The 21,526-nt window shown below is 70.9% G+C and carries 19 protein-coding genes; 13 read left to right on the top strand and 6 right to left on the bottom strand.

Translation table 11 applies throughout. The features are described 5' to 3' along the window. The 6 genes from FNF32_RS01715 to murB all read left to right on the top strand — a co-directional run bounded on the left by FNF32_RS01715 (window position 1) and on the right by murB (window position 5,616). Window positions 1–462: a VOC family protein gene (locus tag FNF32_RS01715; RefSeq protein ID WP_131673883.1), complete on the top strand. Its 462-nt coding sequence runs from the start codon at window positions 1–3 to the stop codon at window positions 460–462. Between the two features lie 178 nt (window positions 463–640). Further along, window positions 641–1,807 carry a putative lipid II flippase FtsW gene (gene ftsW / locus FNF32_RS01710; RefSeq protein WP_131673882.1) on the top strand — a complete coding sequence of 389 codons (1,167 nt, stop codon included), beginning with the start codon at window positions 641–643 and terminating at the stop codon, window positions 1,805–1,807. Further along, the gene (locus tag FNF32_RS01705) at window positions 1,804–2,910 is read left to right on the top strand and encodes a UDP-N-acetylglucosamine--N-acetylmuramyl-(pentapeptide) pyrophosphoryl-undecaprenol N-acetylglucosamine transferase (protein WP_281285633.1); all 1,107 of its coding nucleotides are present in this window, start codon (window positions 1,804–1,806) and stop codon (window positions 2,908–2,910) included. Before ftsW ends, FNF32_RS01705 begins: the two co-directional genes overlap by 4 nt. Continuing rightward, window positions 2,907–4,331: a UDP-N-acetylmuramate--L-alanine ligase gene (gene murC / locus FNF32_RS01700; protein ID WP_131673881.1), complete on the top strand. Its 1,425-nt coding sequence runs from the start codon at window positions 2,907–2,909 to the stop codon at window positions 4,329–4,331. The genes FNF32_RS01705 and murC overlap by 4 nt, the downstream gene beginning before the upstream one ends. Continuing rightward, window positions 4,328–4,567 (top strand): DUF2484 family protein, encoded by a 240-nt coding sequence (locus tag FNF32_RS01695; protein ID WP_131673880.1) that lies wholly within the window; start codon window positions 4,328–4,330, stop codon window positions 4,565–4,567. The genes murC and FNF32_RS01695 overlap by 4 nt, the downstream gene beginning before the upstream one ends. A gap of 122 nt (window positions 4,568–4,689) precedes the next feature. Further along, on the top strand, window positions 4,690–5,616 hold the full coding sequence (murB, locus tag FNF32_RS01690) for a UDP-N-acetylmuramate dehydrogenase (protein ID WP_131673879.1): 927 nt from the start codon (window positions 4,690–4,692) through the stop codon (window positions 5,614–5,616). Window positions 5,617–5,679: 63 nt separating this feature from the next. Here murB and FNF32_RS01685 read toward each other — a convergent pair whose 3' ends face one another. After that, the gene (locus FNF32_RS01685; RefSeq protein ID WP_131673878.1) at window positions 5,680–6,219 is read right to left on the bottom strand and encodes a hypothetical protein; all 540 of its coding nucleotides are present in this window, start codon (window positions 6,217–6,219) and stop codon (window positions 5,680–5,682) included. Beyond that, on the bottom strand, window positions 6,216–7,094 hold the full coding sequence (locus FNF32_RS01680; RefSeq protein ID WP_131673877.1) for a glycoside hydrolase family 19 protein: 879 nt from the start codon (window positions 7,092–7,094) through the stop codon (window positions 6,216–6,218). The genes FNF32_RS01685 and FNF32_RS01680 overlap by 4 nt, the downstream gene beginning before the upstream one ends. A 296-nt stretch (window positions 7,095–7,390) precedes the next feature. Here FNF32_RS01680 and FNF32_RS01675 point away from each other — a divergent pair, with 296 nt between their 5' ends. The 7 genes from FNF32_RS01675 (at window position 7,391) to recN (ending at window position 16,701) form a co-directional block, all read left to right on the top strand. Continuing rightward, the gene (locus FNF32_RS01675) at window positions 7,391–8,326 is read left to right on the top strand and encodes a D-alanine--D-alanine ligase (protein ID WP_131673876.1); all 936 of its coding nucleotides are present in this window, start codon (window positions 7,391–7,393) and stop codon (window positions 8,324–8,326) included. A gap of 23 nt (window positions 8,327–8,349) precedes the next feature. After that, window positions 8,350–9,387 (top strand): cell division protein FtsQ/DivIB, encoded by a 1,038-nt coding sequence (locus FNF32_RS01670; RefSeq protein ID WP_143796461.1) that lies wholly within the window; start codon window positions 8,350–8,352, stop codon window positions 9,385–9,387. Between the two features lie 58 nt (window positions 9,388–9,445). Beyond that, the gene (gene ftsA, locus FNF32_RS01665) at window positions 9,446–10,801 is read left to right on the top strand and encodes a cell division protein FtsA (protein WP_131675470.1); all 1,356 of its coding nucleotides are present in this window, start codon (window positions 9,446–9,448) and stop codon (window positions 10,799–10,801) included. 215 nt (window positions 10,802–11,016) lie between these two features. After that, entirely contained in the window at window positions 11,017–12,681 is a 1,665-nt protein-coding gene (gene ftsZ / locus FNF32_RS01660) for a cell division protein FtsZ (RefSeq protein ID WP_143796449.1), read from the top strand. A 299-nt stretch (window positions 12,682–12,980) separates the two neighbouring features. Then, window positions 12,981–13,913, top strand: a complete 933-nt coding sequence (lpxC, locus tag FNF32_RS01655) for a UDP-3-O-acyl-N-acetylglucosamine deacetylase (protein ID WP_131674663.1) — start codon at window positions 12,981–12,983, stop codon at window positions 13,911–13,913. Between the two features lie 241 nt (window positions 13,914–14,154). Next, window positions 14,155–15,009 carry an outer membrane protein assembly factor BamD gene (locus FNF32_RS01650; protein WP_131674662.1) on the top strand — a complete coding sequence of 285 codons (855 nt, stop codon included), beginning with the start codon at window positions 14,155–14,157 and terminating at the stop codon, window positions 15,007–15,009. Between the two features lie 45 nt (window positions 15,010–15,054). Next, window positions 15,055–16,701 carry a DNA repair protein RecN gene (gene recN, locus FNF32_RS01645; RefSeq protein WP_131674661.1) on the top strand — a complete coding sequence of 549 codons (1,647 nt, stop codon included), beginning with the start codon at window positions 15,055–15,057 and terminating at the stop codon, window positions 16,699–16,701. Window positions 16,702–16,742: 41 nt separating this feature from the next. Here the strand turns inward: recN and mmsB are convergent, their stop codons facing one another. The 4 genes from mmsB to FNF32_RS01625 form a co-directional block, all read right to left on the bottom strand. Continuing rightward, entirely contained in the window at window positions 16,743–17,621 is an 879-nt protein-coding gene (mmsB, locus tag FNF32_RS01640) for a 3-hydroxyisobutyrate dehydrogenase (RefSeq protein WP_131674660.1), read from the bottom strand. Then, window positions 17,618–18,625, bottom strand: a complete 1,008-nt coding sequence (locus tag FNF32_RS01635) for an enoyl-CoA hydratase/isomerase family protein (protein WP_131674659.1) — start codon at window positions 18,623–18,625, stop codon at window positions 17,618–17,620. Before FNF32_RS01635 ends, mmsB begins: the two co-directional genes overlap by 4 nt. Then, the gene (locus tag FNF32_RS01630; protein WP_131674658.1) at window positions 18,622–19,773 is read right to left on the bottom strand and encodes an acyl-CoA dehydrogenase family protein; all 1,152 of its coding nucleotides are present in this window, start codon (window positions 19,771–19,773) and stop codon (window positions 18,622–18,624) included. Before FNF32_RS01630 ends, FNF32_RS01635 begins: the two co-directional genes overlap by 4 nt. A gap of 155 nt (window positions 19,774–19,928) precedes the next feature. Next, window positions 19,929–21,428: a CoA-acylating methylmalonate-semialdehyde dehydrogenase gene (locus tag FNF32_RS01625; RefSeq protein WP_131674657.1), complete on the bottom strand. Its 1,500-nt coding sequence runs from the start codon at window positions 21,426–21,428 to the stop codon at window positions 19,929–19,931. Between the last annotated feature and the right edge of the window lie 98 nt (window positions 21,429–21,526).

Below are 21,526 nucleotides of genomic sequence, written 5' to 3'. Positions count from 1 at the left end.
ATGAATACCCCAGTTTCCGGGCTACACCACATCGCCCTTCGCACGCCGGACGTGGACCGCACGGTCGCCTTCTACGAGGCGCTCGGCTACACCCGCGTCCACGGCTGGTCGCTGCCGCAGATCGACCTCAGGCGCGCGGTGATGATCCAGTCGCCCGACGCCGCCAGCTGGATCGAGATCTTCGACGACCGCGCCCGGGTTCCGATGCAGGGCGATCCGGCGCTGGATGGCCCGGTCGCCACCGGCGCGCTGGTCCATCTGTGCCTGCAGGTGCGCGACGTGACCGCCGCCATCGAAGCGGCGACGGCGGCTGGCGGCAGCCTGCGGTTCGGGCCGGAACGGCTTGACCTCGGGCAGCCGCCGGTTCGGGTCGAGAACGCGATCATCGACGGCACGGCGGGCGAGGTGATCGAACTGCTGGCCCCGCTCCGGTTCCCGGGCGACCGCGACGCCGGGGGCTGATGCCGGCAGGACGGGGCGGTCAGGGGGCTGGGCCAGGCGGTCCGATCAACTGTCCCGGAACGGCGCAATCGCTTGTAGCACCGCCGCCCCATCCACGTTATCCTGCCCCGCAGACCCGGACCAAACCGGGCAGTCCCGTGCGCGGGAACGTGGCAGAGGCAGTGACGGCGGTGATCCCATGACCGAGATGGTCTTCGGCTCGACGCGTGTGCGTTCGGGCGACCCTATCCTTCCGCGCTGGTGGCGCACGCTCGACAAGTGGACGCTGGCCTGCGTGGTCGGGCTGTTCGCGATCGGCATCCTGCTCGGCCTTGCCGCGTCCGTGCCGCTGGCCGAAAAGAACGGGCTGCCTCGGTTCTACTATGTCAACCGGCAGGGGATCTTCGGCGGCGTCGCGCTGGTCGTGATGTTGGTGATCTCCATGATGTCGCCGCGCCAGGTCCGCAGGCTGGGGGTCGTGATCTTCGCCGTCTCGTTCCTGACCGTGCTGGCGCTGCCGGTGATCGGCACCGACTTCGGCAAGGGCGCGACGCGCTGGCTGAGCCTCGGCTTCACCTCGATCCAGCCGTCCGAGTTCCTGAAGCCCGGCTTCGTGGCGCTGGTGGGCTGGTTCATGGCCGCAAGCCAGGAGGTCGGCGGCCCGCCCGGCAAGACGCTGGCGGCAGGCGCCACGATGGTGGTCGTGGTGCTGCTGGCGCTGCAGCCGGACTTCGGGCAGGCGTCGCTGGTGCTGTTTTCGTGGGGCGTGATGTATTTCGTGGCGGGCGCGCCGCTGGTCTATCTGCTGGGCGCCGCGGGCGTGGCGGTGGCGGGCGGCACCTTCGCCTATGCCAATTCCGAACACTTCGCGCGCCGGATCGACGGCTTCCTGTCGCCCGACATCGATCCGCGCACCCAGATCGGCTATGCCACCAACGCGATCCAGGAAGGCGGCTTCTTCGGCGTGGGCGTGGGCGAGGGGTCGGTCAAGTGGTCGCTTCCCGACGCGCATACCGACTTCATCATCGCGGTCGCGGCCGAGGAATACGGCTTCATCATGGTCCTGGCGATCATCCTTCTTTACGCGACCGTCGTGGGGCGCTCGCTGGTGCGGCTGACGGGGGAGCGCGATCCCTTCGTGCGGATCGCGGGCACCGGGCTTGCCTGCGCGTTCGGGGTGCAGGCGCTCATCAACATGGGGGTCGCGGTGCGGCTGCTGCCCGCCAAGGGGATGACGCTGCCGTTCGTGAGCTACGGCGGCTCGTCCATCGTCGCCTCGGCCATCGCGGTGGGGATGCTGCTGGCGCTGACCCGGACCCGGCCGCAGGGCAACATCGCCGACGTGCTGGGGCGGTCCGGGCGGTGAGCGGGCAGCCGGCGCACGGGCGCGGAAGGCTCGCGCTGATCGCCGCGGGCGGCACCGGCGGGCACATGTTCCCCGCCCAGGCGCTGGCCGAGCGGCTGCTGGCCGGGGGCTGGCGCGTCAAGCTGTCCACCGACGATCGCGGCGCGCGCTACGCGGGCGGCTTCCCGGCCGAGGTCGCGCGCGAGATCGTGCCGTCCGCCACCACCGCGCGGGGCGGGGTCGCGGGCAAGCTGGCCGCGCCGTTCAGGATCGGCGCGGGCGTCACCCGAGCGCTGTCGGACCTGCGCCACGACCGGCCCGCGATCGTCGTGGGCTTCGGCGGCTATCCCACCATTCCCGCGATGGGCGCGGCGCTGACGCTGCGGATCCCGCGCATGATCCACGAACAGAACGGCGTGATGGGGCGGGTGAACCGCCTGTTCGCCGCCCGCGTGGACAAGGTCGCCTGCGGGACCTGGCCCACCGTGCTGCCGGACGGCGTGGACGCGGTCCATGTCGGCAACCCGGTGCGGCAGGCGATCCTTGACCGCGCGGCCGCGCCCTACGCGGCCCCCGACGGCGGGCCGCTGCGGCTGCTGGTGATCGGCGGCAGCCAGGGCGCGCGCGTCCTGTCACAGACCGTTCCCGCCGCCGTCGCCGAACTGCCCCGCGACATCCGCGCCCGCCTGCAGGTCAGCCACCAGGCGCGGGCCGAGGACGTGGCCGCCGTCGCCGCCGCCTATGCCGCCGCGGGCGTCGTGGCCGAGGTGCAGCCGTTCTTTTCCGACGTGCCCGAACGCATGGCCCGCTGCCACGTGATCGTCAGCCGCGCGGGCGCATCGTCCCTGGCCGAGATCACCGTGATCGGCCGCCCGGCGATCCTGATCCCCTTCGCGGCGGCGACCGGCGACCACCAGTCCGCGAACGCGCGCGCGCTGGCCGAATCCGACGCCGCCGTGGTGTTGCCCGAATCGGTGCTGGACATTTCCAGCCTGACGCGCGACCTCAACGCGATTCTCACCGACGCCGCCCGTGCAAGCGCGATGGCGTCTGCCGCACTGTCGATGGGCCGCCCCGATGCGGCGGCCCGCCTGTACGACCTCGTCACGGAAATCAGCTCATGAACGCAGCCACCAAGCTTCCCGGGGAACTGGGCCCCATCCACTTCGTCGGGATCGGCGGCATCGGCATGTCGGGGATCGCCGAGGTGCTGATGACGCTGGGCTACGACGTGCAGGGGTCGGACGCCAGGCGGTCCAAGATCACCGACCGGCTGGAAAGCCTGGGCGCGCGCGTGTTCGAGGGGCAGCGGGCGGAAAACATCGGCGACGCGGGCGTGGTCGTCATCTCGACCGCGATCAAGAAGGGCAACCCGGAACTGGAAGAGGCGCGCCTGCGCGGCCTGCCCGTCGTTCGCCGGGCCGAGATGCTGGCCGAGCTGATGCGCCTGAAATCCAACATCGCCATCGCCGGGACCCACGGCAAGACCACCACGACGACGATGGTGGCCACGCTGCTGGACGCGGGCGGGTTCGACCCGACCGTCATCAACGGCGGCGTCATCCACGCCTATGGGTCGAACGCGCGGGCGGGCGCGGGCGAGTGGATGGTGGTCGAGGCCGACGAATCCGACGGCAGCTTCAACCGCCTGCCCGCGACCATCGCCATCGTCACCAACATCGACCCCGAGCACATGGACCACTGGGGCAGCTTCGACCGGCTGCGGCAGGGGTTCCTGGACTTCGCGTCGGGCATCCCGTTCTACGGCCTCGCCGTCTGCTGCACCGACGACGCCGAGGTGCAGGCGCTGGTCGGCAAGCTGACCGACCGCCGGGTGGTGACCTTCGGCTTCAACGCCCAGGCCGACGTGCGCGCGGTGAACCTGCGCTACGAGGCCGGAACCTCGCGCTTCGACGTGGCCTTGCAGGCGGAACGCGGCGACGACGGTGTCGTCCCGCTGATCGAGGGCTGCACCCTGCCGATGCCGGGCGACCACAACGTTTCCAACGCTCTGTCCGCCGTCGCTGTTGCGCGGCACCTGGGAATGAAGAAGGATGAGATTCGCGCGGCCCTCGCCAAGTTCGGCGGGGTCGGGCGGCGGTTCACCAAGGTGGCGGAAATCGACGGCGTGACGATCATCGACGATTACGGCCACCATCCGGTGGAAATCGCCGCCGTCCTCAAGGCGGCCCGGCAGGCCACAAAGGGCCGCGTCATCGCCGTTCACCAGCCGCACCGGTATTCGCGGCTCGCGAACCTCTTCGACGACTTCTGCACCTGCTTCAACGAGGCCGACGTGGTCGCCATCGCCGATGTCTATTCGGCGGGCGAGGAGCCGATCCCCGGCGCCAGCCGCGACGACCTCGTGCAGGGGCTGATCGCCCACGGCCACCGCCACGCCCGCGCGCTTCTGGACGAATCCGAGCTCGCGCGCCTCGTGCGCGAGCAGGCGCGGCCGGGCGACATGGTCGTCTGCCTTGGCGCGGGCACGATCTCGGCCTGGGCCAACGCGCTGCCCGAGCGCCTGCAGGTCAAGGCGGCATGATCGGCCCGCACCCCGAGCTGTGCGCGCTGGCGGCCCTCATGTGGGTGATCGCGGCGGTCACGGCGGCGCGGCTGCGCGGCGACCGGCGCGGGCGGGCGCTGTGGGCGCTGGTGGTGGCGGGGGTGCCGATGCTGGGCTGGCTGACGCTGGCCTGGGGGCCAATCGCGGGGCTTGCGGGCTTCGTCGCGGGCGGCGCGATCCTTGCCCGGCCGCTGCAACGGCTCAACGACACTTGACCCGTTAAGCCTGCCGCCGCTTCCGCCCGGGCCGCCCGCGCCGCGCGGCGGCCTGTCCCTTCGGGCCGGTTGCAAGCGCCCGCCACCTCGACTACGGCCTGCGGCGCGAAGGAGACATCCGCATGACCGACCTGCCCACCGTTCGCGGCACCCTGACCCCGGGGCGCCCGCTTGCCGATTTGACGTGGCTGCGCGTGGGCGGCCCGGCCGACTGGCTGTTCCAGCCCGCCGACATCGAGGACCTGGCCCTGTTCCTGCGCGCCCTCGACCCGCGCGTCGAGGTGTTCCCGATGGGGGTGGGGTCGAACCTGATCGTGCGCGACGGCGGCATCCGCGGCGTCGTGGTCCGGCTGGGGCGCGGTTTCAACGCGATCTCGGTGGACGGCGACCGGGTGACGGCGGGGGCGGGGGCGCTTGGCGCCCATGTCGCCCGCCGCGCGGCCGAGGCGGGGGTGGACCTGACGTTCCTGCGGACCATCCCCGGCAGCGTCGGCGGCGCGGTGCGGATGAACGCGGGCTGCTACGGAACCTATGTCGCCGACGCGCTGTGCGAGGTGCAGGTCGTGGCCCGCGACGGCGCGGTGCTGACGCTGACGCCCGGCGATCTCGACTTTGCCTACCGCTCGACCTCGCTGCCCGAGGGCTGGGTGCTGACATGCGCGACCTTCAGCGGCCCCGCCGGCGATCCGGCCGAACTTCAGGCGCGCATGGACGACCAGCTCGCCCGCCGCGACGCGACCCAGCCGACGAAGGACCGCACCGCCGGATCGACCTTCCGCAACCCGGCCGGCTACAGCTCGACCGGGCGGGCCGACGACACCCACGACCTGAAGGCGTGGAAGCTGATCGACGACGCGGGCCTGCGCGGCCACACCCTGGGCGGCGCGCAGATGAGCGAAAAGCATCCGAACTTCCTCATCAACACCGGGACCGCGACAGCGGCCGACCTCGAGGGCTTGGGCGAGCTGGTCCGCGCGCGGGTGCGCGAGAGGTCGGGGCACAAGCTGACGTGGGAAGTGATCCGGGTAGGCGATCCCCTGCCGCGCTGAGGGGGTCACGGGGCGCACGGCCACAGATGGGCGGACGCCGGTTCGGACCCGACCGTTCCCGAACTAGCCGGCGGGACGGGCCTCGGTAAACCGCGGCGCGGTGCCTTCGCATTCGACGGCGTAGTGCGCGGAAGCCGGCTTTCCGGCCTGCCCGTCGCCTGCGCCCGGCGCGATGTCGCCGATTCCGCCGTCCACGGTATCCAGCAGCGCCATGTCGGCCCGCCGAAGCGCGGCGGTCCGCAGCAGCGGATCGTGGAAATCAGCCTGCGGCGGAGGCTCGAAGCTCAGCGTCACCAGCACGACCCCGGTGCCGCAATATTGCCGTCGCTCCCAGCCTTCGATCTCGGGCGTGATGCCGCCCTCGCTCTCCATCCGGTGCGCGACGGGCGTGCCGCCGGGAGGCGTTGCCGTCAGGACGAAGTGGTCAGACCCGTCCGGCTCGACCATGACCGTCAGGTCCTGGCTCAGAACCGCCGTGCCGCCGGTGCCGTTGCTCAGCAACTGCTCGAGTATGTCGGAACCGGTCTGGGCCATCGCGCCGCTTCCCGCGAGCGCCAGAACCAGCGCCGCGGCAAGCCCGGCGGCGTTCGTCCCGCGCCTCATTTCCCGGCCACTCTGGGCGCCGCGCATTCGCCCCCGAACAACCCGTCCCGCGCGATCCGCTGGACGTGGCCCCAGCGGGCGGCATAGCTGTCGGTGTGGAAATTCACGACCGCCGTGATGCTGTTGGCGGCGGCGCGGGTGATGCCTGCGTCGGCCTTGGCGGGCAGGCCGTTGTCCAGCCAGAATGCCAGCGCCGAGCGGACTGCGTAGGGCGGTTCGGACAGCTTTTCGGGGTGTTTTTCAAAGTCGATCCGCTCGCCGAACAGGCGGGCGTGCGTCTGGGTGAAGGCGCGATAGTTCGCGCGGCCCGTCAGCTGCTTCAGCCCCCGGCCGCGGAACAGCCAGCCGTCGCCGCTTGCCACGTCGCCGTTGCCGTTGCGGTTGGCATAGGCGCGGTTCGCGATCGCCTCGGGATTGGCGGGGTGCTTGTCCGTGCGGCCGTAAAGCTCCGCCTCGGCCGGGTGCTTCGCGAAATAGGAAAACAGCGCCTTGAGCCCGGCGGGCGAGTAGTTCAGGTTCTCGTCCAGGCGGCCGTCGCTGCCGACCTCCTGCCGGACCTGGCCGAAGAAATGCGCGCGCCGGGCCGGGGTGTCGATCTTGCCGGTAAGCTGCCGCGCGGTCAGTTCGGCCGCAAGCCCATCCAGCCGCCGCAGGGGCGCGTCGGGAAACAGCTTGCCGAGATCGGCGGCAGTGATCGGCCCGCAGCCGTGCGGGTCAAGGGTCCTCGCCGCCCCTTGCAGCGGTCCTGCGAGCGCCGCGAGGTGCAGCGCGCCCCGGGGCGCTGCCTGACCGCCACGGCCAAGGGCCGGCGCGGTCGCGCGCGGGGCGCCGGAAGGTGCCGTGTCGGCATATGCGCGAAGCGCGGTTGCTGTCATGTCGCCTGCTCCCTTCCCGTCATCCGATCGCCGGTCGCGTCGTCCCAGCGTTGCAACCTTGATCCTACGGGTCAACCGTGACGTGCAGGTTAAAGCCGGGCGGGGCAGGCGATCGGCGGATTTCCGGCCGCGTCGGGGCAGGGCGCTATTCGCGAGGGGCGCGATAAACACCCTTTCGCGCTGGCCTTCTTTGCGGCTATCATCCGGCCACAAGCGTCGAAAACGGCGCAAGCGACAGGGGGCATGACGCCCCCGGTGCGGAACCCGGATCAACCGGGGGTGAACGAGGCGAAGACGTGGCGGGCGAGTCGAGCAGGACAGCCCACACCGTAGCAGTTCTGATGGGCGGACCCTCGGCCGAGCGCGAGGTGTCGCTGTCGTCGGGGCGCGAATGCGCGCAGGCGCTGCGGGTGGCGGGATATGAGGTCGTCGAGATCATTCTCGGCGCGGATCAGGGCGCGACCCTGCCCGCGCGACTGGCCGACGCACGCGCCGACGTGGTCTTCAACGCGCTGCACGGCAAGATGGGTGAGGATGGCCGCGTCCAGGGGCTGATGGACTGGCTGGGCGTGCGCTACACCCATTCGGGCGTCCTCGCCTCGGCCCTCGCGATGGACAAGACCCGCGCCAAGCAGGTGTTCCGCGACGCGGGCCTGCCGGTGGTGGAAAGCCGCCTTGCCACCGCAGCCGAGGTCCGCGCGCGCCACGTCATGCCCGCGCCCTACGTCGTGAAGCCGAACGACGAGGGCTCGTCGGTCGGCGTCTACATCGTACGCGAGGAAAACAACGGGCCGCCGCAGCTGTCCGGGGACATGCCCGAGCAGGTGATGGTCGAAACCTACGCGCCGGGCCGCGAGCTGACGACCGCCGTGCTGGGCGACCGCGCGCTCGGCGTGACCGAGATCGTCACCGAGGGCTGGTACGACTATGACGCCAAGTATCGCGCCGGCGGGTCGCGCCACGTCATCCCGGCCGCGATCCCGGACGACATCGCCGCCGCCTGCCTCGACTACGCCGTCCGTGCCCACAGGGCGCTGGGGTGCCGGGGCCTCAGCCGCACCGACTTCCGCTGGGACGACTCGCGCGGGCTCGCCGGGCTCGTGCTGCTGGAAACGAACACCCAGCCGGGCATGACGCCCACCTCGCTCGCGCCCGAGCAGGCGGCGCACGCGGGCATGGACTTCCCGGCGCTCTGCCGCTGGATCGTGGAGGATGCGCTGTGCAACAGCTGACCCGCCCCGGCGACCGCCACGCCATGCTGGGCCGCCCGGCGCCCGCGCGCCCCGCGCCCGCCCGCCCGCAGGCGCAGCCTCGCCCCGCGCGCCGCGATCCTGCACCGTCGCGGCTGGCCTATCGCCTGAACCGGATCTGGCTCACGCCGCTTTACCGCCGCATCCTGCGCGTGGGCCTGCCCGCTTTTGCGCTGGCGATGGTCGTGGGGCTGTACCTGTCGGACGAGACCCGCCGGGCCGAGATCAGCGGCGGCGTCACGGCGATGGTCGAAAAGGTCCAGACCCGCGACGAGTTCATGGTCCATTCGATGCGGATCGAGGGCGCGTCGCCGGTCGTGGACAAGGGCCTGCGGGCGATGCTGCCGGTGACGCTGCCCGCCTCCAGCTTCGACATCGACCTTGAGGCGCTGCGGGTCGCGGTCCTGAACCTTGATGCCGTCGAAAAGATCGAACTGCGGATCGAGCCGGGCGGCGTCCTGTCGGCGGTCGTGACCGAGCGCACGCCCGCGATGCTGTGGCGTCACGCGCGCGGGATCGAGCTTCTGGACAAGACCGGCCACCGCGTCGCCTCGGCCACGTCGCGCGACGTGCGCCCGGACCTGCCGATGATCGCGGGCGAGGGCGCGAACGCCGCCGCCGCCGAGGCGATGACGCTGATCGACGCCGCCGGCCCGATCCTGCCCCGCGTGCGCGGCCTGGAACGGATGGGCGCGCGGCGCTGGGATCTGGTGCTGGATCGCGGCCAGCGGATCATGCTGCCCGAGGATCGCGCGGTGCAGGCGCTGGAACACGCCATCGCGCTGGACCGCACCCGCACGCTTCTGTCGCGCGACGTGGCGGTGGTGGACCTTCGCAACGGCGACCGTCCCATCGTGCGGATGGGGCTGACCGCGCAGAACACGCTGCGCCGCGCGCGCGGCGAGCCCGAGATCGGCGCCGACGGCCGCATCATCGAGCCGCCGGAGGACGCGGCCAAGGCCGCCGCCAAGAAAGCGACGACGAAGAAAAACACGACGAACAAATCCACGGCCGCGACGAAGAAGCCTTCGAAGAAGGGCTGAGCGTCGCGGGCGGCACGACCGGCACGGGCAACAGGGACAGGCAGGGGCGACAAGGGCGATGGGCGATCTTTACCACGAGCAACGGGCGATGCGGCAGATGCGCCGGGCGGCGCTGGCGCGCGGGGTGATGGCGGTGCTGGACATCGGCACCTCGAAGATGTCGTGCATCGTCCTGCAGTTCGACGGCCCCGGCCAGTTCCGCGAGGAGGACGGCGTGGGCCCGATGGCCGGGCAGTCGAACTTTCGCGTGATCGGCGCCGCCACCACCCAGTCGCGCGGCATGCGCTACGGCGAGATCGAGACGATGGCCGAGACCGAGCGCGCGGTCCGCACCGTCGTGTCCTCGGCCCAGAAGCGCGCGGGCGTCCGCGTCGATCACGTCATCGCCTGCCTGTCCGGCGCGCGCCCCTCGTCCTACGGGCTTGCGGGCGAGGTCACGCTGGCCAGCGGCAAATGCGCCGACCATGACATCGGCGCGGTGCTGGCGTCCTGCGACGTGCCCGATTTCGGGCGCGGCCGCGAGGTGCTGCACGCGCAGCCCGTGAACTTCGCCGTGGACAGCCGTTCGGGCCTGTCGGACCCGCGCGACCACGTCGGCAACAAGCTGGCGGTCGATGTCCATGCCCTGACGATCGACGGCGACGCCGCCGGCAACCTCGTCCACTGCATCCGCCGCTGTGACCTGGAACTGGCGGGCGTCGCCTCGGCCGCCTATGTCGCGGGGCGCGCGGCGCTGGTCGAGGATGAACAGGAACTGGGCAGCGCCTGCATCGACATGGGCGGCGGCGTCACCGGCGTCTCTATCTTCGTCCGCAAGCACATGATCTTCGCCGACGCCGTGCGGATGGGGGGCGAGCTTGTGACCCAGGACATCGCGCGCGGGCTGCGCGTGTCCACGCAGATGGCCGAATGGCTCAAGACGCGCCACGGCGGCATCGAGGCCACCGGCCGCGACGACCGCGAGATGATCCAGGTCGATGGCGGCGCGGGCGGCCCCGCCCACGAGACCGGCGACTGGGATCACGACCGCCGCACCGTCAGCCGCGCCGACCTGATCGGGATCATGCGCCCGCGTGTCGAAGAGATTCTTGACGAGGTGCGCGCCGTGCTGGACGCCGCAGGCTTCGACTACATGCCCAGCCGCCAGATCGTGCTGACCGGCGGCGGCAGCCAGATCCCCGGTCTGGAAACGCTGGCCGCCCGCATCCTGGGCCAGAACGTGCGGATCGGCCGCCCGCTGCGGATCCAGGGGCTGGCGCAGAACATGACGACGCCGGGACACGCGGCGACGGTGGGCCTCGCGCTGTTCGCGGCGCATCCGCAGGACGAATGGTGGGACTTCGACATGCCCGTCAGCAGCCACGGCGCGCGCAGCGTCCGGCGCGTCGCTCGGTGGTTCCGCAACCACTGGTAAGTCGCCCGCCGCGCTTGGTTGGGGTGGATCACGAACATTCCACCAGATGATGGGGCGTGGGCAACATACCGCCCAAGCACGCCTGCGACCACGCCATATTTTGTGGATAACGCCCGTTTGAAGGTGACGCTGGCCGAGAATCGGACTACGCTGAACCTCGAGATTGGGATTCGACCGGGCGCCCAGACCCGGCGGCAGCGGAAAGGGCAGCGGGGATGTCACTGAACCTCATGATGAACGACGACGACGAGCTTCGTCCGCGCATCACCGTCTTCGGCGTCGGCGGCGCGGGCGGCAACGCGGTCAACAACATGATCGAGAAGCAGCTGGACGGCGTCACCTTCGTCGTCGCCAACACCGACGCGCAGGCGCTGGCGCAAAGCCGGTCGGAATCGCGCGTGCAGCTTGGCCCGAAAGTGACCGAGGGTCTTGGTGCGGGCGCGAAACCGTCGATCGGCGCGAAAGCCGCCGAGGAAACGATCGAGGATATCGTCGATCACCTGATGGGCGCGCACATGTGCTTCATCACCGCGGGCATGGGCGGCGGCACCGGCACCGGCGCCGCCCCGATCATCGCCCAGGCCGCACGCGAGATGGGGATCCTGACAGTCGGCGTGGTCACGAAGCCCTTCCAGTTCGAGGGCAGCAAGCGGATGCGGCAGGCCGACGAAGGCGTCGAGGCGCTGCAGAAGGTCGTCGATACCCTCATCATCATCCCGAACCAGAACCTGTTCCGGCTCGCGAACGAAAAGACCACCTTCACCGAAGCCTTCGCGATGGCCGACGACGTGCTCTACCAGGGCGTTAAGGGCGTGACCGACCTGATGGTCCGTCCGGGCCTCATCAACCTCGACTTCGCCGACGTGCGCGCGGTGATGGACGAGATGGGCAAGGCCATGATGGGCACGGGCGAAGGCACCGGCGACAACCGCGCCGTGGAAGCCGCCGAAAAGGCGATCGCCAACCCGCTGCTGGACGAGATCAGCCTGAACGGCGCCAAGGGCGTTCTCATCAATATCACCGGCGGCTACGACCTGACCCTGTTCGAGATGGACGAGGCGGCCGAGAAGATCCGCGAAAAGGTCGATGCCGACGCCAACATCATCGTCGGCTCGACCCTGGATCCGACCATGGAAGGCGCGGTCCGCGTATCCGTCGTCGCGACCGGCATCGACATGGCCAAGGCCGAGGCGAACCCCCGTCGCGGACTGTCCGAGCCGGTGTCGCGCGTGGCGCCCGCCGCGCACAAGCATGACGACGACCTGCCGGTGCCCGCGCGCCGCAGCCCGATCGTGTCCGAGCAGGCCCCGGCCCGCCCGGCCGTGCGCCATGACGCCGACGCCGAACACGACATGCCTGCGCCGGCCTACAGCCCGCGCGACGCCGAGCCGCGTTCGGAAGCGCGCCCCGATGTTCGGGCCGACGTTCGGGCCGAACCGCGTCACGAGCCGCGTCCCGAGCCCCGGCTTGCGGACCGGCTGAACGAACCGGCCGGCGGCTTCACCGCGCCGACCCGCGCGGCCGGCGGCCAGCGTCCCGAGGTGCAGGACCGCCTGGCCGGCATCCTCGCGCGCGCCGAAAAGGCCCGCGCCGAAAAGGGCGCCGCCCCGCAGCCGCGCGCCGCGGCCGAGCCGCAGCCCGAAGCGCCGCGCGGCCCCTCGCGCATCGCGGGGCTGGGCCGGATGCTGGAACGGATGACCCACCACGGCGACGCGGCCCCCGCCGCGCCCCGCGCCGGTGCCGGGTCGATCGCCGAACGCGTGAGCGACCGCATGAATCGCGCCCGCCCCGCCGAGACCGACTTCGACGACCTCGCGTCGCCCGACTCGGCCTCGGACAACGTGGAAATCCCGGCTTTCCTGCGCCGCCAGGCGAACTGAGACCGCTCTCGCGCGCGGAACACGCGCCGACGCCCGATCACCGATCCGGCACCCGAACGACGCGAAAAGGCCGCTTTCGAGCGGCCTTTCTTTTTGCAAAACAGCGAGTTGCGGCAGCAGCACCCGCGGAACGCCGCCGAGGCCGGGCGTTTGTTACATGCGGTTACAAATCGTTAATTGTTGCAGGACCTTCGCCGTCCTACCTCGGATGCAGACCGGCGTCAGACCGGTCGGCCCTCATCTTGCCCGTTCGGGCGGCCGGGCCACGACGGACGGGACGGACTCGGGAATTGACGGCGATGCAGACGACACTTGCAAGGACGGTGGATTTCAAGGGCGTCGGGCTTCACTCCGGCGCGCCCGCGCGCATGTCGCTGCGTCCGGCCCCGGCGGGGCACGGGATCGTCTTCGTCCGCGTGGACCTGCGCGACGCGGCCCCGGTGCCGGCGCTGTGGGACGCGGTCGTGCCGTCGCAGCTGTGCACGCTGCTGCGCGGCCCCGACGGCACCACGATCTCGACCATCGAACACATCATGGCCGCGCTGGCGGGCACGGGCGTCCATAACGTCCGGATCGAACTGGACGGCCCCGAGGTTCCGATCCTCGACGGCTCGTCCGCGGCCTTCGTGTCGGGCATCCTGGGCGCCGGGCTGGCGCAGCAGGACGCGCCGCTGCGCGCGATCCGCGTCCTGAAACCCGTCGAGGTGCGGCAGGGCGAGGCATTCGCCCGCCTCGTTCCCGCCGATCACCTGGAAATGGAGTTCGCGATCGACTTCGCCGACCCGGCGATCGGGGCGCAGACGAAGCGGCTGGACCTCGCCAACGGCGCTTTCGTGCGCGAGCTGATGGACAGCCGCACCTTCTGCCGCCGCGCCGATGTCGAGGCGATGCAGTCGAACGGGCTGGCGCTCGGCGGCACCTACTTCAACGCGGTCGTGTTTGACGGCGACCGGGTGCTGTCGCCGGGCGGGCTGCGCCACGACGACGAGCCGGTGCGCCACAAGATGCTGGACGCGGTGGGCGACCTTGCGCTGGCCGGCGCGCCGCTGCTGGCGCGCTATGTCGGCAACCGCGCGGGTCATAGCATGACCAACCGGCTGCTGCGGGCGCTGTTCGCGGACCCCACCGCGTGGGAATGGACCGACTGTTCCCCCGATCTCGCGGGGCGACTTCCGGGGGCGGGCGTGATCGCCCATGCCGCCCCCGCGCAGTCCCGGGCGGCGGTCGCCTGATCCCGGCCGGGTTCGGTGCCGACCTGATCGCGTGACACGATTGCAAGAGCGGATTGCGCGGCCCGATCGCGTGGACGACCCCGCCGCGCAGCCGCGTCGCGGGGCCGCCAGCCATTTGCCCGCAAACAGGAAATCGCCAAGCGGTTTGCGCTTTTGCGCCCCCTTGGTATGTGTGCTAGGGACAGCCGAGCCGCGCCTTCGACGCGTCGGCGGTGAATGTCCAGCGGCAGGCAGGAGCGGTATGGCAGGCTTGAAATCGGCAGCCCGGCGCGGGGCTTTGATCCTGACGGTCGCAACGCTGGTCGCCTGCGGCAACGGCTCGCGCCCCGGCAACGGCACCCGCCCGCCGGTCGAGGACTTCACGGCCGAACAGATCTACAAGCGCGGCGAATACGAGCTTGAGAACACCCGCCAGCCGGAATCCGCGATCTACTATTTCAGCGAGATCGAGCGGCTGTATCCCTATTCAGAATGGGCCAAGCGCGCGCTCATCATGCAGGCGTTCAGCCACCACCGCGCCAAGCAGTACGAGGAAGCGCGCGGCGCGGCGCAACGCTTCATCGACACCTATCCGGGCGACCAGGACGAGGCTTATGCCAAGTACCTGCTGGCGCTCAGCTATTACGACCAGATCGACGAGGTCGGCCGCGACCAGGGCCTGACCTTCCAGGCCCTGCAGGCGCTGCGCGAGGTGATCGAGGGCTATCCCGACACCGAATACGCGCGCTCGTCGATCCTCAAGTTCGACCTTGCCTTCGACCATCTCGCGGCCAAGGAGATGGAGATCGGGCGCTACTACCTGAAGCGCGGCAACTACGCGTCGGCCATCAACCGCTTCCGCGTCGTGGTCGAGGATTACCAGACCACGACCCACACGCCCGAGGCGCTGATGCGGCTGGTCGAGGCATATCTCGCCCTCGGCCTGACCGACGAGGCGCAGACCGCCGGCGCGATCCTCGGCCACAACTTCCAGTCGTCGCCGTTCTATCAGGACGCCTATGCGCAGCTGCGCGGGCGCGGCCTCTCGGCGACCCCGGCGGGGGACAACTGGCTGACGACGGTCTATCGGCAGGTCATCCAGGGCAAGTGGCTGTAGGCCGCGCGGCGGCGCGCGCGGCCTTGCCGATCGGGGGCGTCTGACATGCTGCGCGCGATGGACATCCGCGACATGCTGCTGATCGACCGGCTGTCGCTGGATTTCGCGCCCGGGCTGAACGTGCTGACGGGCGAGACCGGGGCGGGCAAGTCGATCCTGCTGGACTGCCTGGGCTTTGTCCTGGGCTGGCGCGGCCGGGCCGAGCTGGTCCGCGCGGGCGCGGCGCAGGGCGAGGTGACGGCGGTGTTCGACCTGCCGCCCGGCCACCCTGCGCGCGCCGTGCTGGCGGATGCGGGGATCGAGGTCGAGGACGACCTGATCCTGCGCCGCGTCAACGCCGCCGACGGCCGCAAGACCGGCTGGGTCAACGACCGCCGCGTGTCGGGCGAGGTGCTGCGGGCGCTGTCGGACAGCCTGGTGGAACTGCACGGCCAGCACGACGACCGGGGCCTGCTGAACCCCCGCGGCCACCGGGCGCTGCTGGACGCCTTTGCCGGGATCGACCTTGCGCCGCTGCGCGAGGCATGGACCGCCCGCCGCCGCGCCGCCGCCGCGCTGGCCGAGGCGGAAGCGGCGCTGGACGCCGCCCGCAAGGAAGAGGATTTCCTGCGCCACGCCGTGGCCGAACTGGAAAAGCTGTCGCCCGAGGCCGGCGAGGACGTGAAGCTGGACACCGAGCGGCGGCAGATGCAGGCGGCCGAGCGCATCCGCAGCGACGTGGACCGGGCGCTGCAGATCCTGTCGGGCGATGGCGCCGAGGGCGCGATGGTCGAGGCGGTGCGCTGGCTGGAAGGCGCGGTCGAGACCGCCGAGGGGCGGCTGGACCAGCCGCTCGAGGCGCTGGCGCGCGCGCTGGTGGAACTGGGCGAGGCGACGGGCGGGATCGAGGACGCGCTGTCGGCGATGTCCTACGACCCCGCCACGCTCGAGGCGACCGAGGAGCGGCTGTTCGCGCTGCGCGCGCTTGCCCGCAAGCACGACGTGCTGCCCGACGATCTGGCGACGTTGGCGGGGGAGTTGTCGGAGCGGCTCGCCGCGCTCGACGCGGGCGAGGCGCGGCTGGACGGGCTGACGCGCGCGGTCCGCGACGCCGATGCCGCCTATGACGCCGCCGCCGCCGCCGTGACCGCCGCGCGGACCGAGGCGGCGGGCCGGCTGGACCAGTCGATGGCCGCCGAACTCGCGCCGCTGAAGATGGAGCGGGCGGTGTTCGAGACCCGGCTGAGCGACGGCGAACCCGGCCCCGAAGGCCGCGACACCGTGGCTTTCACCGTCGCCACCAACCCCGGCGCGCCGTCGGGTCCGCTGGACCGGATCGCGTCGGGGGGCGAGCTGTCGCGGTTCCTGCTGGCGCTCAAGGTCAGCCTTGCGCGCGGCAGCGACACGCTGGTGATGATCTTCGACGAGATCGACCGCGGCGTCGGCGGCGCGACCGCCGACGCGGTGGGGCGGAGGCTGGCGCGGCTGGCCGAGGGCGCGCAGGTGCTGGTCGTCACCCACTCGCCGCAGGTCGCGGCGCTGGGAAGCCGGCATTTCCGGGTGGCGAAGTCGGTGGCGGACGGGATGACCACCTCGCGCGTCGAGGACCTGCCCGAGGCCGAGCGGGTCGAGGAACTGGCGCGGATGCTGGCGGGCGAGCAGGTGACCCCCGCCGCCCGCGACGCCGCGCGGTCGCTGCTGGGGCGGGGGTAGGCGGCGGGCTTGGACCGTCCTCCGCCATTCAGCTTGCGCTCTCAGCCCGCGTTGCGCCCCCGCGCCGCAAGTCGCGGCAGCATCGCCGAGAAATCGCGCCCGCGCCCGTCCTCGGTTTCTACGAAGCTGGTGTAAAGCTCGGTCGCGAGCTGCCCCATCGGCGTGTCCGCATCGACCGAGGTCGCGGCCTGCTGCGACAGGCGCAGGTCCTTCAGCATCAGCTCGGCTGCGAAGCCGGGGCGATAGCCGTTGTCGGCCGGCGACTTCGGCCCCACTCCCGGCACCGGGCAATAGGCGTTGGTGGACCACGACGACCCCGACGAGGTGGACACCACGTCGAACAGCTTTTGCGCGTCGAGATCAAGCTTCTGCGCCAGCGCGAACGCCTCGCAGGTGGCGACCATCGTCGCGCCCAGGATCATGTTGTTGCAGATCTTGGCCGCCTGACCCGCGCCCGCCTCGCCGCAATGGACCGCCTTCTGGCCCATGATCTCGAACAGCGGGCGCACGGTCGCGAACGCATCGTCGCTGCCGCCCGCCATGAAGGTCAGCGTGCCCGCCGCCGCCCCGCCGATGCCGCCCGAGACGGGCGCGTCCAGCGACCCCAGCCCGGCCGCCGCCGCCTGCGCCGCGACCTCGCGCGCGCTGTCCACGTCCACGGTCGAGCAGTCGCACAGGATCGCGCCCGGCTTCATCGCCGGGATCACCTGCGCCGCGACCGACTTCAGGATCTGCCCGTTCGGCAGCATGGTGATGACCACGTCCGCGCCCGCCACAGCCTCGGCCGCGCCGGTCGCCGGGGTCACGCCGTCCACATCCGCCGCTGCCGGATCGAAGCCCGACACCTCGTGCCCGGCCGCCGCCAGGTTGCGCGCCATCGGCGCCCCCATGTTCCCCAGCCCGATGAAGCCGATCTTCATGCCCGATCCTCCCATTCCAGTTCGTCCGCCCCCAGCGGCGCCAGCATCGCATCGACCGCCGCCGGCCCCGCATCCGCCGCCCAGACCGGCAAGCGGTCCTTGTCGATGATCTGCGCCCGCACCCCTTCAAGGAAGTCCGACTGCGCCGTCGCGCGGCGGGTGAAGCGGTATTCGCGGCTCACCGCGTCCTGCATTCGCTGGTCGCCCCGCGCCGCCCGCACCATCGCCAGCGTCGCCGCCATCGACAGGGGGGAGTTCCGGCGCAGCGGCTTCAGCGCCCCCTCGTCGCCCTGCTGTTCCAGCGCGGCCACGATGTCATCGACACCGCGGCCGCCGAAGGCCGACAGGTCGCGGTCTGCCAGCGCCGACGCGGGCGCGGGGCGGCCCTTCAGGCGCGTCACGTCGCCAGTGTCGGCCAGCATCTCCTTGGCCGCGTCCCATTCGGCCTCGGGCAGGTAGATGTCCGCAAACCCCGCGTGGATCGCGTCGCCCGCATCCATCCGCGCGCCGGTCAGGCCCAGATATTCCCCGATCCGCCCCGGCGCGCGGGACAGAAGCCAGGTCCCGCCCACGTCCGGGATCAGCCCGATCCCCGATTCCGGCATCGCCACCTGCGTCGTGTCGCCGACGACCCGGTGCCCGGCATGGCCGCCCACGCCCACGCCCCCGCCCATGACGAAGCCCTGCATAAACGCCACGATGGGCTTGGCAAAATCCGCGATCTCCGCGTTCATCCGGTATTCGTCGGCGAAGAAGTCCTGCCCCACCGCATGATCGCCCGCGCGCCCGGCATGATAGACCGCCGCGATGTCGCCGCCGGCGCAGAACGCGCGGTCCCCCTCGGCGTCGATGATGACCAGCGCCACGCCCGGATCGCCGCGCCAGTCGTCCAGCGCGCGGTGGATCGCCACCGCCATTTCATGCGTCAGCGCATTCAGCGCCTGCGGGCGGGTGAAGGTGATCCGGCCCGCGCGCCGGTCCTTGCGGATGGAAAGATCGCTCATGCCTGCCCCCGCTCGGCCAGAAGCGCGCGGCTGACGATCAGGCGCATGATCTCGTTGGTGCCTTCCAGGATCTGGTGGACGCGCAGGTCGCGCACGATCTTTTCCACCCCGAAATCGGCGAGGTAGCCATAGCCGCCGTGCAGTTGCAGGCAGTCGTTCGCGACCTCGAAGCTGCGGTCGGTGACGTAGAGCTTGGCCATCGCGCAGAACTTGGTGGCGTCCGGCGCCTTCCGGTCCAGCTTCCACGCCGCCTGGCGGAGAAAGACGCGGGCCGATTGCAGGGCGGTTTCCAGCTCGGCCAGCTTGAACTGCAGCGCCTGGAACTGGTCGAGCGTCTTGCCGAAGGCGCGCCGCTCGCCCATGTAGGCGACGGTCCGGTCCAGCGCCGCCTGCGCGCCGCCCAACGCGCTTGCCGCGATGTTCAGCCGCCCGCCGTCCAGCCCCGCCATGGCGTAGCTGAAGCCGCGCCCTTCCTCGCCGATCAGGTTCTCGGCCGGCACGTCGCAGTCGTCGAACTGAACCTCGCTCGTCGGCTGCGCGCGCCAGCCCATCTTGTCCTCGAGCGCGCCGAAGGACAGGCCCGCGGCCCCGTCCTCGACCACCACTGTCGAAATCCCCTTGGGCCCGTCCTCGCCCGTCCGCACCATGCAGACATAGGCGTCCGAATAGCCCCCGCCCGAGATGAAGGCCTTGGTCCCGTTCAATCGCCAGCCTTCGTTCGTGCGCTGTGCGCGCGTCCGCAGCGCGGCCGCGTCCGATCCGCTGCCGGGTTCGGTCAGGCAGTAGGAGAACACCTTTTCCATGCTGCACAGGTCGGGCAGCCAGCGCGCCTTGTCCTCGGGCTTGCCGAACTTGTCGATCATGCCGCCGCACATGTTGTGGATCGACAGGAACGCGCCGACGGCCGGGTCGGCCATCGCCAGCGCCTCGAACACCAGCGTCGCGTCAAGGCGGGTAAGGCCCGAGCCGCCGAAGTCCTCGGACACATACAGGCCGCCGAAGCCCAGCTGCGCGATCCGCGGCCACAGATCCTTCGGGATCGTGCCCGCGCGTTCCCAGTCGCGCGAATGGGGGGCGATATGCTCGGCCCCGAAATCGCGGGCCATGTCGAAGATGGCCTGCTGTTCCTCGGTCAACGCGAAATCCACGGGCGCCCCCTCCATTCGTCCGGCTTCTTCTGCCACGAAGTCATTGCCGAAATGTCACGCGCGGGCCAAGGCCTGCGCGCATCTTCTGTCCACACGTATCCTGCGCTATCCGGGGCGCAAGGCGCCCGGTGCCTGGCGCGCGCCCGGCGGTCCCGTCAGTCCATCGCCTTGAAGTTGAAGGCCGATCCTTCCTTGATCCCCGACGGCCAGCGGCTCGTGACCGTCTTGGTCCGGGTGTAGAAGCGGAAGGCGTCGGGGCCGTGCTGGTTCAGGTCGCCGAAGCCCGACTTCTTCCAGCCGCCAAAGGTGAAATACGCCAGCGGCACCGGGATCGGCACGTTGATCCCGATCATGCCGACGTTGACGCGGCTGGCGAAGTCGCGCGCGGTGTCGCCGTCGCGGGTGAACATGGCGATGCCGTTGCCGTATTCGTGGTCCATCGCCAGCTTCAGCGCCTCTTCGTAGGACGCCGCGCGGACGGTGGACAGGACCGGGCCGAAGATCTCTTTCCGGTAGATGTCCATGTCAGGGGTCACGCGGTCGAAGAGGTGCGGGCCCACGAAGAACCCGTCCTCGTAGCCCTGCAGGCTGAAGTCGCGGCCGTCCACGACCAGCTCGGCCCCCTGGGCCACGCCGGTTTCCACCAGCCGCAGGATGTTTTCCTGCGCGGCCCTGGTCACCACGGGCCCGTAGTCCACGTCGTCGCCGGCCGTCCACGGCCCGACCTTCAGCTTCTCGATCCGGGGCACCAGCTTCTCGATCAGGCGGTCGGCGGTTTCCTCGCCCACCGGCACGGCGACCGAGATCGCCATGCAGCGTTCGCCCGCCGCGCCGTAGCCCGCGCCCACCAGCGCGTCGGCGGCCTGGTCGAGATCGGCGTCGGGCATGATGATCATGTGGTTCTTGGCGCCGCCGAAGCACTGCGCGCGCTTGCCGGTCTGGGCCGCGCGTTCATAGATGTACTGCGCGATCGGGGTCGAGCCGACGAAGCCCACCGCCTGGATCACGTCGCTGTCCAGCAGCGCGTCCACCGCTTCCTTGTCGCCGTGGATGACCTGCAGCACGCCGTCGGGCAGGCCCGCTTCCTTGAACAGCTCGGCGATCATGTTGGGCACGGTCGGGTCGCGCTCGGACGGCTTCAGGATCACGGCGTTCCCGGCCGCGAGGGCGGGTCCCAGCTTCCACAGCGGGATCATGGCCGGGAAGTTGAAGGGCGTGATCGCGGCCACGACGCCCAGGGGCTGGCGCATCGAATACATGTCGATGCCGGGGCCGGCGCCGTCGATGAACTCGCCCTTCATAAAGTGCGGCGCACCGATCGAGAACTCGATCACCTCAAGGCCGCGCTGGATGTCGCCCTTGGCGTCGGGAAAGGTCTTGCCGTGTTCGGACGACAGCATCTCGGCCATCTTGTCCATGTCGCGGTTGATGAGATCGACCATCTTCATCATCACGCGCGCGCGGCGCTGGGGGTTGGTGGCGCCCCAGGCGACCTGCGCCTGCGCGGCCCGCGCGATCGCCGCGTCGATTTCCGCGCGCGAGGCGAGATCGACCCGCGCCTGCACCTCGCCCGTGGCGGGGTTGAAGACGTCGGCGGTGCGGCCCGAGGTGCCGGGCGTGGCCTTGCCGTCGATCCAGTGGTGAATGGCGCGCATGGCGGCCCCCTTGGTTTATGCGATGTCGCGCGGATCATGGCCTTGCGGAACTGCCGGGGTAAAGCGACGATCCGGCAAAAGCGTTTTGCAGGATTGCA

The organism is Paracoccus marinus (genome assembly GCF_007018965.1).
GTDB lineage: Bacteria > Pseudomonadota > Alphaproteobacteria > Rhodobacterales > Rhodobacteraceae > Paracoccus > Paracoccus marinus.
Note: the sequence above shows the minus strand (reverse complement) of the source record. Positions and strands in the feature narration are given on the sequence as shown.

Excerpts from the sequence above, each read along its gene's own strand:
- FNF32_RS01715 (WP_131673883.1), top strand. The coding sequence starts at position 1 with ATGAATACCCCAGTTTCCGGGCTACACCACATCGCCCTTCGCACGCCG.
- ftsW (WP_131673882.1), top strand. The coding sequence starts at position 641 with ATGACCGAGATGGTCTTCGGCTCGACGCGTGTGCGTTCGGGCGACCCT.
- murC (WP_131673881.1), top strand. The coding sequence starts at position 2,907 with ATGAACGCAGCCACCAAGCTTCCCGGGGAACTGGGCCCCATCCACTTC.
- FNF32_RS01695 (WP_131673880.1), top strand. The coding sequence starts at position 4,328 with ATGATCGGCCCGCACCCCGAGCTGTGCGCGCTGGCGGCCCTCATGTGG.
- murB (WP_131673879.1), top strand. The coding sequence starts at position 4,690 with ATGACCGACCTGCCCACCGTTCGCGGCACCCTGACCCCGGGGCGCCCG.
- FNF32_RS01685 (WP_131673878.1), bottom strand. The coding sequence starts at position 6,219 with ATGAGGCGCGGGACGAACGCCGCCGGGCTTGCCGCGGCGCTGGTTCTG.
- FNF32_RS01680 (WP_131673877.1), bottom strand. The coding sequence starts at position 7,094 with ATGACAGCAACCGCGCTTCGCGCATATGCCGACACGGCACCTTCCGGC.
- FNF32_RS01670 (WP_143796461.1), top strand. The coding sequence starts at position 8,350 with ATGCTGGGCCGCCCGGCGCCCGCGCGCCCCGCGCCCGCCCGCCCGCAG.
- ftsA (WP_131675470.1), top strand. The coding sequence starts at position 9,446 with ATGGGCGATCTTTACCACGAGCAACGGGCGATGCGGCAGATGCGCCGG.
- ftsZ (WP_143796449.1), top strand. The coding sequence starts at position 11,017 with ATGTCACTGAACCTCATGATGAACGACGACGACGAGCTTCGTCCGCGC.
- lpxC (WP_131674663.1), top strand. The coding sequence starts at position 12,981 with ATGCAGACGACACTTGCAAGGACGGTGGATTTCAAGGGCGTCGGGCTT.
- FNF32_RS01650 (WP_131674662.1), top strand. The coding sequence starts at position 14,155 with ATGGCAGGCTTGAAATCGGCAGCCCGGCGCGGGGCTTTGATCCTGACG.
- recN (WP_131674661.1), top strand. The coding sequence starts at position 15,055 with ATGCTGCGCGCGATGGACATCCGCGACATGCTGCTGATCGACCGGCTG.
- mmsB (WP_131674660.1), bottom strand. The coding sequence starts at position 17,621 with ATGAAGATCGGCTTCATCGGGCTGGGGAACATGGGGGCGCCGATGGCG.
- FNF32_RS01635 (WP_131674659.1), bottom strand. The coding sequence starts at position 18,625 with ATGAGCGATCTTTCCATCCGCAAGGACCGGCGCGCGGGCCGGATCACC.
- FNF32_RS01625 (WP_131674657.1), bottom strand. The coding sequence starts at position 21,428 with ATGCGCGCCATTCACCACTGGATCGACGGCAAGGCCACGCCCGGCACC.